The organism is Enterobacter sp. 01-M-02-SI-ECC (genome assembly GCF_047530595.1).
Lineage (GTDB): Bacteria > Pseudomonadota > Gammaproteobacteria > Enterobacterales > Enterobacteriaceae > Enterobacter > Enterobacter cloacae_M.
This window is the reverse complement of sequence record NZ_JBLKCZ010000007.1, coordinates 206,338-218,030: the sequence shown is the minus strand read 5'-3', so window position 1 is coordinate 218,030 and position 11,693 is coordinate 206,338. Positions and strand designations below refer to the sequence as shown.

The following is an 11,693-nucleotide window of genomic DNA, read 5'->3' as shown; positions in this document are numbered from 1 at the left end:
ACGTTGATAGGTCGGGTGTGTAAGCGCAGCGATGCGTTGAGCTAACCGATACTAATGAACCGTGAGGCTTAACCTTACAACGCCGAAGCTGTTTCGGCGAAGAGACGACACAATCAAATTTCAGCCTGATACAGATTAACAGAATTTGCCTGGCGGCTTTAGCGCGGTGGTCCCACCTGACCCCATGCCGAACTCAGAAGTGAAACGCCGTAGCGCCGATGGTAGTGTGGGGTCTCCCCATGCGAGAGTAGGGAACTGCCAGGCATCAAATAGAAGAACCCCGTACCGAAAGGTGCGGGGTTTTTTGCTTTGTGCTTACCCTCTCTGGCCTTCCTCTTAATCCCTTATCCTGCTAATGGAATGTGTGATCCCTGTCGCAATGTTATTTATAACAAAATTATAACATTTCATTTACGAGGTAATTGAGTCTCCTGGCTCAATACGCCGCTGTTTATGGCAGGAGCATAATCACAATGACAGAAAGCATTACATCAAACGGGACGCTGGCTAACAGTGATATCCGAAGAAGGGTATGGGCAATAGTCAGCGCCTCTTCAGGGAATCTGGTTGAATGGTTCGACTTTTACGTCTACTCATTCTGTTCACTCTACTTCGCACATATTTTTTTCCCATCCGGCAACACCACAACGCAGCTGCTACAAACGGCGGGGGTTTTTGCCGCAGGGTTTTTAATGCGGCCCATCGGGGGCTGGTTGTTCGGTCGCATTGCGGATCGTCGCGGCCGTAAGACTTCTATGCTGATCTCGGTGTGCATGATGTGCTTTGGTTCTCTGGTGATCGCCTGCTTACCGGGATATGAATCGATTGGTACCTGGGCACCGGCGCTACTTTTACTGGCCCGCTTATTTCAGGGATTATCGGTGGGCGGAGAATACGGTACCAGTGCGACCTACATGAGTGAGATTGCACTGGAAGGCCGTAAAGGTTTTTACGCCTCATTCCAGTATGTCACGCTGATTGGTGGTCAACTGCTGGCCATTCTTGTGGTGGTGATCCTGCAGCAAATCCTGACGGACGAACAACTTCACGCCTGGGGATGGAGAATTCCTTTCGCAATGGGCGCAGTACTGGCGGTTGTCGCACTTTGGCTACGCCGTCAGTTAGATGAAACCTCTCAGAAGGAAGTCAGAACGCTGAAGGAGGCTGGAACATTCAAAGGGTTATGGCGTAACCGCAAAGCTTTCCTTATGGTACTGGGCTTTACTGCGGGCGGCTCTCTTAGTTTCTACACGTTCACCACCTATATGCAAAAGTATCTTGTGAACACCACCGGCATGCACGCAAACGTTGCCAGCGTAGTCATGACCGTGGCGCTATTTGTCTTTATGCTCATACAACCTATTATCGGTGCGCTCTCGGATAAAATCGGTCGACGAACGTCGATGCTGATTTTTGGCGGGCTGTCGGCGTTATGTACCGTACCTATTCTGTCTGCCCTTCAGCACGTGACTTCGCCGTATGCCGCGTTTGCGCTGGTGATGCTGGCGATGGTGATTGTCAGTTTCTATACCTCTATTAGCGGAATACTGAAAGCCGAAATGTTCCCGGCGCAGGTACGTGCTTTAGGGGTAGGGCTCTCTTATGCGGTAGCTAATGCGTTGTTTGGCGGATCGGCGGAGTACGTTGCGTTATCGCTTAAATCATGGGGAAGTGAAACGACATTCTTCTGGTACGTAACGATAATGGGCGCACTGGCCTTTGTTGTTTCCCTGATGCTGCATCGCAAAGGGAAAGGCATTCGACTTTAATAGCGCGCCATCTGCCACACTGCATAGCCGGTCGTTGCGCCGGCGACATCCCAGGCGAAATCTTTCCAGCTCCAGCCGCTCCCTGCGGGGCGGCTATCCCATAGTTCTTTTGATGCTCCAAGACTGACTGAGAACATCAACCCAATTGCCGCACTGCGATCCCGGCTGTATCCCTGATGCTGCGCATATTCATTACCGGCTGCAGACAACATCGCGGAAGCGAGGAAATGCTGGGCTTTATCCTGTCCAGACCAGTTATCGTTGGCCACATGGCTACAGCCACTCAGAAAAAGGACGCTCAGTAACAGAGGAATACGCATCCACGGGCCCCATAAAAAAGCCCTGCGGGTGGCAGGGCCTGGACATTACAGAATACGGCTGATAAGTCGGTCGATACGAATACGACGCAAGCGGCGGATAAGCTTGCGGACTTTCACCGGGTAATCGGCAATGCTCTGCAGTTCGCGGTAATGATTCACCACAGTGGTATGTGTGCGAATCAGCTCCAGCTCATGTTCACGTTTTGCGGCTAACTCATGCTGCGGGTCATGGATTAGGATAGCGTTTTCCAGATCCAGTCGCCACGCGCGTGGGTTCAGGTTGTTACCGGTCAGCAGCATCCACTCATCGTCGACCCACATTCCTTTCAGATGGTAAGTGTTGTCTTCATCTTTCCAGAGACGCACAACCAGCTGGTCAGTGTTTACGTAATACTGTAAACGGCTCAGGAAACGGCGCAGGTTAATCTCGTAGAGATAAGGCAGCGCACCGATGATTTTGAACGGCTGATCTTCAGGAATGAAGAAGTCGTTTGCAGTTTTATCGCCAACGATGATTTCCACTTTTTTACCGTCGCGCAGCAGCTGAATGATATTACGCACCAGCACGGCAGGAAGGTTGAAGTACGGCGTACAGATGGTAAGTTTCTGCTCTGCACACGGCATCAGATGGAAGATCGTTTTGTTAAGCAGGCTTGATTTGCCGAGCCCTACCAGCGGGGTAACGGATAACTCTTCGTTGTTCGCATCGCCCTGGAAATGATAGACCGCATCACGCAGCTCCTGACGGAAGGCGCGAACATCGTTTTTGATTTCCGGGCTTTTAGGACGCTCGGGATCGTCAAGGCGATTAACACCGCGTCCATGGACCAGATTTTTATCAACCCAGTTAAACATGATATCGGCCATCTGCGGATTACGGATCAGATGGTAGCGGTCGTAGCGATATTTATCGAGTTGATGCAGGTAAACATCATTCAGACTTGCACCGCTGTACAGCACGCTGTCATCAATGATGAACCCCTTGAAATGAAGGACGCCGAGCGCTTCACGGGTATTTACCGGGACGCCATAAACAGGCACATCAACGCCAGAATTTTCCTGCGCCGTACGGCAATACCAGTCGGCATTAGTGTTTGAGGCGGCAGCGCCAATACGGCCACGCTGAGCGCGATGCCAGTCTACCAGCACGCGAACATCAAGTTCTGGTCGCTGACGTTTGGCTTCATAGAGCGCGTTCAGGATCCCGCGCCCGCCTTCATCCTGTTCAAGATAGAGCGCCACAATGCAAATGCGTCGCGTGGCGCTGGCAATCTTTTCCAGAAGCGTCTCCCGAAAATGAGCGGGAGCGTAAAAGAACTCTACATCATCAACTGACTGAGAAATCTTCGGTAGTTGAGCAAGGTGTTGTTGATGTTTATTACGCTTAAATTTTGACAACATCACAGTGCGTTTCTTCTCTGTTCATTGAAGGGTTGTCTGTACCATGCAAACAACATAAGCGGACAATGATACCACCAGTCCCGTCCAAAGTGGGTAACATTTCCAGTAGCTTACTCGCGTTTGTCTGATGATCTCAGACTGAGGGACAAGGCCACAATACCTTCGTCCAGCTGAATATCAACGTCAAACCCAAGTTTTCGCGCCAGGGTCACCATACCGCGATTGTTAGGCATAGTAATGCCATTAAGGCGTAACAATCCGTGATCTCGCGTATAACTGATGAGTTTTTCCAGCAGCCGTCTCCCCAGACCCAGGCCTTTAAGATCGGAGCGCACCAGCACCGCAAACTCCGCATCGACGTTATCCGGGTCAGAAATCGCACGCGTGACGCCGAGGATCTCATCCCCCTTATCGGAGCGACGAACGGCAACAAACGCCATTTCTCGATCGTAGTCGATCTGGGTCATATTGGCTAAATCATCGTGGGTAAATTCGTTGATTTCGCTAAAATAGCGATAATAAAGATCCTCTTTCGTGACCTGAGAGATAAAGGCCCGCAGCTGGGGCTCATCTTCCGGCAGAATAGGGCGGAACAAGGCGCGTTCTCCATTCTTCATCTCAACCCACTCCTCCAGCTGCAGGGGATACGGGCGGATCGCCAGACGGCTCTCTCTGTCTCCTTCGAATGGTGCGATATCCAGGGTCACGTCCAGCGCCGTAAACTCATTGCCCGAGGCGAGCAGCGGATGAATGTCCAGCCGCTGGATTTCGGCACAATCCACAATCAGGTTAGAGACCTGCACCAGGAACTGGCTTAACCCGGCAATATCAAGCGGGCGCAGCGCGCTCCGGCCACGGATCTTTTTACTTTTGATCGCCTGGATGATCAGATACCGCGCCAGGTTCATGTTCAGCGGCGGTAACGCCACCACGGCCTGCTCCTCCGGGCGCCACTCAACGCCACCTTCCCCCAGCATGATGAGCGGTCCGAAGACGGGATCGTGTTCAACCACCACCCGTAATTCCTGGGCTCCTGCGCGGTTGGCCATGCTTTGCACCAGCAATCCGTGGATCCTTGCCTGCGGCCAGGCCATTTTTACCCGGTCGAAAATAGCATCAGCTGCCTGCTGCACCTCAGTCGCCGTACGCAGGTATAACATAACCCCCTGAACATCAGACTTATGCGGGATATCCGGGGAGCGGAGCTTCAGGGCCACCGGATAGCCAATCTGTTCGGCTATATGCACGGCCTCTGCGCTGTCGCTGGCGATCCAGGTCGGCAGGGTTTGCATCCCGTAGCTGCCCAGAATGGGCTGGACCTCATGGGTATCAAGCGAGGTCGCGCCTTCTTCAATGGCCTGCTGCAACAGCCGGTGAACATCGACGGTGTTCGCCGTCAGATTCCCCGGCAAAGCCGGCGTCTCACGCAGCTGTTTCTGGTTGCGGCGATATTCCACCATATGCATAAATGCGGTGATGGTGCCTTCCGGCGTGCGGTAGGTTGGCAGCCCGGCCTCGCTGAACAAGCGCCGTGCCTCCTGAGAGGAAAACTCACCGCACCAGTTGGTGAGCAGGGTAACGTATTTACCGCGTGGATGGTTGCGCACGGCATCAATAAGCGAGCGCGCGCTTTCACTGCCCGGCGCGACCGCGCTGGGGGAGTGGATAATCATCAGCGCATCGAAATCCTGGCTATCCAGCAAAATGGATATCGCCCTGATATAGCGGTCGCTGCTGGCGTCATCGCGCAAATCAAGCGGATTGCCGGGCGTCACGCTGGTCGGAAGCGCTTCTTTCAGGCGCTGCAGCGTCTCTTCACTCAGCGTTGCCAGCTTGCCGAAGCGCCGCCACAGCTCGTCCAGCGCGAGCGCGGCAGGGGCCGCACCGTTACTGACAATCATTAGCTTCTCACCGCGCAACGGGCGCATATGGCTTAACGTCTCAACGGCGGAAAAAAGCTCGTGCGTATCCTGTACCCGCAGCAACCCCGCGCGCTGAATGGCGGCGTCCCAGGCGGGATCCATGCCGGAATGAGAATGCAGCAGACGCTGTGCCGCAGGGCTGCGTCCGCTTTTGATCACCAGGATCGGCTTATTGCGCGAAGCGCTTCGCGAAGCCGAGACAAAACGACGCGCGTCGCTGAGGTGCTCAAGATAAAGCAGGATCGCACTGGTTTTGCCGTCACGCGCCAGAAAATCCAGTAGCTCATCAACGTCGATATCCAGGCTGTCGCCCAGGGCAATGAAGTAGGAGAATCCCATTTCACGCTGTTGCGCCCAATCGAGGATGGTGTTCGATACCGCAGCCGACTGCGAGATAAACGCCAGTTTGCCTTTGCGGATTGGAACCGGGGAGAAACTGGCATTCAGCCCCTGCCAGGGGGCGAGCAGGCCCAGACTGTTTGGCCCGAGAATGCGCATTTGATAGCGGCTGGCGCAGGCCAGAAGCTCGGCTTTCTGTTCAGGCGGAGACGAGAGAATAATGCAGGTTTTACACCCTTTCTTGCCGAGCGATTCCAGCAGCTCCGGGTTGCGCTTCGCGTTCGTACAGAGTACGGCAAGATCCGGCACGAAAGGCAGGCTCTGTACATCAGGCCATGCAAGCACTCCCTGAACCGCCTTATACGCCGGTGTGACGGGCAGGACGGGGCCATTAAATCCCCCGGCCAGCAGATTGCGCATCATCAGATAGCCAGCACGATCCGGTTTCATTGATGCGCCGATAACGGCAATGGATTTAGGACGAAGTAGCGCTTCTAACCCTCGCTGGCTCATGCAGGCCTCCTGTGAATGCAAGCGACCTGATGATTTTAAACGCTTTCTGGCTCGGGCGCTGTGACGCTGCCCTTATGAACGGTTTTTCCCGCCAGATAGCGCTCCCGGAAGCATGAGAAATGGTTGCCCAGAGCCCCAGCCGCAGCGGTATCTCCCGCTAAATCCAGAAGCGCAATTGCCACTTCGGCGGTGCAGTATTGCCCGTCAGCATGCGCTTCACGCAGGCGGTAGGCGGAGACGCGGGAAAGATCGACAGAAATGACCGGCAGCGCGTCGAGATAGGGGCTTTTGCGAAACATTTTTCGCGCTTCGGTCCATGTACCGTCCAGCATGATAAACAGAGGTGGTTTACCGTACGGCGGCGCAGAAAGAACCTGACGCTGTTCTCCCGCGTAGGACGCCGGAAATACCACCATTGGCTGGTAGTCGGGGTTTGTAACTAAATCGAGCAGCGCCTGAGGGGGTTCTATACGAGACCACTGAAACGCGGCGGTATCCGGCAGAATATCGGCAATAAGACGCCCCGTATTGCTGGGTTTCATCGGCTCGGTATCGAACATGACCAGACAAAAACGGCTTTGTGCCGTACTCGGTGCCAGCGTCTCGCACAGACAAACCTTCAGCGGCAGCAGGCAGCGCTGACAGCGGCGAATACGGTTGCCTCGGGCGAGGAACGGTCGGGTGGCGCGCGCAAGGCGTTCGGCGCGTAATTTAAGAACGGCGTTATCAGTCATGGGCGAAATGCAGGAAAAACGCTATTTTCGCAGAGGCGGGAGCGGGGCACAAGACGTGCCCCGAGAATGTTACAGAGACTCGTTTAACCAGCTTTCAAAAGGCGCTTTTGGAACCGCGCCGTTGAGCATATCGATTACTTCACCATTTTTAAAAATCATAATGGTCGGTATGCTGCGAATACGAAAACGGGCGCTCAGTTCGGGTTCGGCTTCGGTATTGACCTTAACGAATCGCATTTTTCCGCTGCGCTCTTCGGCCACATCTTCGAAAATCGGCGCGAAGCTACGGCAAGGGCCGCACCATGGCGCCCAGAAATCGATCACGACAGGAAGATCGTCCTTGAGGAGTTTGTCCAGCGTAGCACCCGTCGCGTTAATGACATCGCCATCAAATAATTCATGGCCACAACGTCCGCATTTCGCACCATCTTCCATCCGATCGTCCGGAATGCGATTAAGAGCCTGACAGTTGGCACATACGGTATTCATAACTAACCTCTGATAGAGCCGTGGGACAGCGGCACAACGCCGATAATGTTTCTAATATGTTACATATTATCAATGAGCCTGTTTGAAACAACAATGCGTTTTATTCAATGAGAACAATAGTCACAGGCTTTTGTACGAAATTATGGCTATGCGCTGGCACATCGGGTAATCTGCGCGCTTCGCGCAGCGCTGGTGGAGAAAAGCATGAACGACGAAATGAAAAACAAAAGCGGCAAGGTCAAAGTGATGTATGTCCGCAGTGATGATGACTCTGATAAACGCACCCAAAATCCGCGTACCGGAAAAGGTGGCGGGCGTCCGGCGTCTTCTCGTGCAGACGGTGGCCGTCGCCCCGCCCGCGATGACAGAAATAACCGCGGTGATGACCGCAAACGTGACGATCGCAAACGCGATGACCGTCCGCGTTCCGACCGCCCACGCAGTGACCGTCCACGCGATGACCGTCCGCGGGATGACTTCTCACGTGATAACGCCTCCCCGTGGCGCACCGTTTCTCGCGCCCCTGGCGATGAGACGCCGGAAAAAGCCGATCACGGCGGTATCAGCGGGAAAAGCTTTATCGACCCGGAAGTGCTGCGCCGTCAGCGTGCGGAAGAGACTCGCGTGTATGGTGAAAACGCCTGCCAGGCGCTGTTCCTGAGCCGTCCTGAGTGTATCGTTCGCGCCTGGTTTATCCAGAGCGTGACCCCGCGCTTCAAAGAAGCGCTGCGCTGGATGGCCGCGAACCGTAAAGCCTACCACGTGGTTGATGATGCCGAGCTGACCAAAGCGTCCGGTACTGAACACCACGGCGGCGTCTGCTTCCTGATCAAAAAGCGTAACGGCACGACCGTGCAGCAGTGGGTCAGCCAGGCGGATGCCGATGACTGCGTGCTGGCGCTGGAAGATGTGGGCAACCCGCACAACCTGGGCGCAATGATGCGCAGCTGCGCGCACTTTGGCGTGAAAGGCGTGCTGTTGCAGGATGCCGCGCTGCTGGAATCCGGCGCCGCGATCCGTACTGCGGAAGGCGGAGCCGAGCACGTACAGCCGATCACCGGCGACAGCGTGCTGGACGCCCTCGAGCAGTTCCGTAAAGCGGGTTATTCCATCGTGACTACCTCGAGCCATGCCGGTACGCCGCTGTTTAAAGCGACGCTGCCGCGCAAAATGGTGCTGGTGCTGGGTCAGGAACGTGATGGTCTGTCTGACGCGGCGCTCTCCAGTGCGGATCTGAGCGTCTCTATCGACGGAACAGGCAATGTGGAAAGTCTGAACGTATCCGTTGCGACCGGCGTACTGCTGGCCGAATGGTGGCGCCAGAATAAGGCATAATCCATTGTGCTTTTTGTATGCCCGGTGAACCGGGCATACAAACTCAAACTACTCGCTCTCTGCCGGTAATACAGGCATCCAGTCAATTGGCTTTTCGCCACGTTTTTCCAGCCATTCATTCGCCAGAACAAAATGATTACTGCCAAAGAAACCGCGATGCGCAGACAGCGGTGACGGGTGCGGTGCTTTCAGCACGTGATGACGCTGACGGTCAATAATCGCCCCTTTCTTCTGCGCGTGAGAACCCCAGAGTAAAAACACCACCCCTTCACGATGCTCGTTGATAAGGCTGATGACTTTATCGGTAAACGTCTCCCAGCCCAGACTGGCGTGCGAGTGCGCCTGACCCGCCCGTACGGTAAGCACCGTATTCAGCAACAGCACGCCCTGGCGCGCCCAGCTTTCCAGGTAACCGTGGTTTGGCCGGGTAAAACCGGGCACTGTTGCTTCAAGCTCTTTATACATGTTGAGCAGAGAAGGGGGTATAGCCACGCCCGGACGAACGGAAAACGCCAGCCCATGCGCCTGCCCGGGGCCGTGATAGGGATCCTGACCCAGAATGACCACTTTCACATCGCTCAGTTCGGTGTAGCGAAAGGCGTTGAACACGTCTTTCTGCGGCGGGTAAATCGTCTGTCCGGACTGACGCTCAGCGGCAACGGTGCTGAGCGTATTGATAAAATAAGGCTGCTGCTTTTCTTCTGCCAGCACGTCATGCCAGGTTAAAGGTGTCGTCATCTCGCTCTCCTGCGAATCTCAATCTCTGACTAGCTTACCTGTTTAGCCCCGGTGAGCAAAATTACGTGCTGAAATACGTGCTAAGTGGCTAAATTTATTTTGATAAGATACAGAGTGAGTTGAATTGGTAAAGCTGTGAAATTGATCTAAAACAATAAATTCAAACCACACTCTTTATGTGGTTGGTGTTTTTTGTTGATTTAAATCAATAAATCACCGGGGTGTGAATGTTATATATACACACAAGAAACAATGGTTTTACCAATTGGCTGCGAAAGGCCGACACCAGTTAATGTAGCCTAAGGGAGGCAACACATGATTACAGGTATCCAGATTACTAAAGCTGCAAATGACGATCTGCTCAACTCTTTCTGGCTGCTGGACAGCGAGAATAACGAAGCGCGCTGCGTCGTTGCGAAAGCGGGTTTTGCTGAAGATGAAATTGTACCGGTAAACAAACTGGGCGAAATTGAGTACCGTGAAGTTCCTATGGAAGTGCAGCCTGAAGTGCGCGTGGAAGGGGGTCAGCATCTGAACGTTAACGTGCTGCGCCGCGAAACGCTGATGGATGCCGTTGAGCACCCAGAAAAATATCCACAGCTGACCATTCGCGTGTCCGGCTATGCGGTCCGCTTTAACTCACTGACTCCAGAACAGCAGCGCGACGTCATCGCCCGTACCTTTACTGAAAGCCTGTAACGGCTTCTGCAGGGGGGGAATAAAAAAGCCGGGGATTTCCCCGGCTTTTTTTTACTCTTCAGTTTTCGTCTCTGGTGCGGCAGAGCTTGGCTTACGTCGCTTACCAATATTCTTGGTGTCGCGGTGGCGCTGCTTCACGCGCGGTTTCTCTTTTTCTTTCTCTTTTCTCTCAGCACGTTTCGCGAGCGCTTTCTTGGACGGTTTACCCGTCATTTTTTCACTCGGCGCTCGCGTGGTTGGGCGCAGGCCATCAATAACGCGCGCTTTCAGCGGCTCGTCAACATAGCGGCCAATTTTCTGCAGCAGCAGGTAGTCATGCGCTTCAACCAGTGAGATAGCAATACCTTTGCGGCCCGCGCGACCGGTACGGCCAATACGGTGCAGATAGGTATCGCCGCTGCGCGGCATATCGAAGTTGATCACGTGGCTGACGTCCGGAATGTCGATCCCGCGAGCGGCCACGTCTGTGGCAACCAGCACGTTAACGCGGCCATCGGTCAGGCGCTTAATGCCTTCGGTACGCTTGATCTGCGCCATCTCGCCTTCAAGATAGCAGTTATTGATCCCGGCGTTACGCAGCATTTCTGCCAGCTCGTGCACGCGCTCGCGCTTACGCACAAACACGATTGTGCGCAGCGCATCTTCCTGCTTCAGCAGGTGTTTCAGCAATTCGACCTTATGCTCGAGGTTGTCCGCGCGGTAGTACCACTGGTGGATCTTCTTACGCTCACGGGTGGACGGCGTCGCCGAGACTTCCACCGGATCTTCCAGCAGACGCTCTGCGAAGTCTTTAATCGCTTCCCCTTCGAGGGTTGCAGAGAACAGCATCGTCTGGTTACGCCAGCGTGTTTCCCCGGCAATGTGCTCGATATCCTGTGCAAAGCCCATGTCCAGCATGCGGTCGGCTTCGTCGAGGATCAGCGTTTCAACCGCGCGGCAGTCGAAGTTCTCTTCTTTAATGTACTGCAGCAGGCGGCCCGTCGTCGCAACGACGATGTCCTGGTTTTCGCTGAACACTTCTGCGTGGTTCATGTACGCAACGCCACCGGTAATGGTGGCGATATCCAGATGAGTATTTGCCGCGAGTTCACGCGCGTGATCGGCAACCTGCATTGCCAGTTCGCGCGTCGGCGTCAGGATCAAAATACGCGGCGGGCCAGATTTTTTACGCGGAAAGTCGAGCAGATGCTGCAACACAGGCAGCAAATAGGCTGCTGTCTTCCCCGTGCCGGTTGGCGCAGAACCGAGCACATCGCGGCCCTCAAGCGCAGGCGGAATGGCCGCTGCCTGAATGGCGGTCGGGCGTGTAAAGCCTTTGCTCTCAAGTGCATTGAGCAGGCTTTCATCGAGTTCAAGTTCGGAAAAAGTCGTTACAGTCATGTTCTACCTCTGTGTGGGGCGCTGATTATAGACGTTACGGCTGTAATCTTCATC

The 11,693-nt window shown here is 54.4% G+C and carries 10 protein-coding genes and 2 rRNA genes; 5 read left to right on the top strand and 7 right to left on the bottom strand.

Annotated elements, in window-relative coordinates:
* The 3 genes from ACMWLG_RS12420 to ACMWLG_RS12410 all read left to right on the top strand — a co-directional run.
* Positions 1-76, top strand: a 23S ribosomal RNA gene (locus tag ACMWLG_RS12420); the annotation flags it as partial.
* A 72-nt stretch (positions 77-148) separates the two neighbouring features.
* Positions 149-264: ribosomal RNA gene (gene rrf, locus ACMWLG_RS12415) — 5S ribosomal RNA — on the top strand.
* 209 nt (positions 265-473) lie between these two features.
* Positions 474-1,769, top strand: coding sequence for an MFS transporter (locus ACMWLG_RS12410; RefSeq protein ID WP_045399405.1), 1,296 nt, complete (start codon positions 474-476; stop codon positions 1,767-1,769).
* On the opposite strand, the gene ACMWLG_RS12405 is transcribed toward ACMWLG_RS12410, so the two are convergent.
* The 5 genes from ACMWLG_RS12405 to trxC form a co-directional block, all read right to left on the bottom strand.
* Entirely contained in the window at positions 1,766-2,089 is a 324-nt protein-coding gene (locus ACMWLG_RS12405) for a YfiM family lipoprotein (RefSeq protein WP_045399407.1), read from the bottom strand. The two genes, ACMWLG_RS12410 and ACMWLG_RS12405, sit on opposite strands and share 4 nt — an antisense overlap.
* A 45-nt stretch (positions 2,090-2,134) precedes the next feature.
* Complete coding sequence (gene pssA, locus ACMWLG_RS12400) at positions 2,135-3,490, bottom strand: CDP-diacylglycerol--serine O-phosphatidyltransferase (protein ID WP_045399417.1); 1,356 nt, start codon at positions 3,488-3,490, stop codon at positions 2,135-2,137.
* Positions 3,491-3,600: 110 nt separating this feature from the next.
* Positions 3,601-6,264 (bottom strand): bifunctional acetate--CoA ligase family protein/GNAT family N-acetyltransferase, encoded by a 2,664-nt coding sequence (locus tag ACMWLG_RS12395; RefSeq protein ID WP_045399420.1) that lies wholly within the window; start codon positions 6,262-6,264, stop codon positions 3,601-3,603.
* 35 nt (positions 6,265-6,299) lie between these two features.
* A complete protein-coding gene (gene tapT, locus ACMWLG_RS12390; protein WP_045399422.1) occupies positions 6,300-6,998 on the bottom strand; it encodes a tRNA-uridine aminocarboxypropyltransferase in 699 nt (232 codons plus the stop codon).
* Between the two features lie 69 nt (positions 6,999-7,067).
* Positions 7,068-7,487, bottom strand: coding sequence for a thioredoxin TrxC (gene trxC, locus ACMWLG_RS12385; protein WP_023308858.1), 420 nt, complete (start codon positions 7,485-7,487; stop codon positions 7,068-7,070).
* 204 nt (positions 7,488-7,691) lie between these two features.
* On the opposite strand from trxC, the gene ACMWLG_RS12380 reads away from it, so the two are divergent.
* Positions 7,692-8,822, top strand: a complete 1,131-nt coding sequence (locus tag ACMWLG_RS12380; protein ID WP_029741125.1) for a tRNA/rRNA methyltransferase — start codon at positions 7,692-7,694, stop codon at positions 8,820-8,822.
* 48 nt (positions 8,823-8,870) lie between these two features.
* Here ACMWLG_RS12380 and ung read toward each other — a convergent pair whose 3' ends face one another.
* Positions 8,871-9,560 (bottom strand): uracil-DNA glycosylase, encoded by a 690-nt coding sequence (gene ung, locus ACMWLG_RS12375; protein WP_023308856.1) that lies wholly within the window; start codon positions 9,558-9,560, stop codon positions 8,871-8,873.
* A 315-nt stretch (positions 9,561-9,875) separates the two neighbouring features.
* Between ung and grcA the strand changes: the two genes are divergently transcribed.
* Positions 9,876-10,259: an autonomous glycyl radical cofactor GrcA gene (gene grcA, locus ACMWLG_RS12370; protein WP_045399425.1), complete on the top strand. Its 384-nt coding sequence runs from the start codon at positions 9,876-9,878 to the stop codon at positions 10,257-10,259.
* Positions 10,260-10,310: 51 nt separating this feature from the next.
* On the opposite strand, the gene srmB is transcribed toward grcA, so the two are convergent.
* Complete coding sequence (srmB, locus tag ACMWLG_RS12365; protein ID WP_023344704.1) at positions 10,311-11,639, bottom strand: ATP-dependent RNA helicase SrmB; 1,329 nt, start codon at positions 11,637-11,639, stop codon at positions 10,311-10,313.
* Positions 11,640-11,693 lie beyond the last annotated feature (54 nt).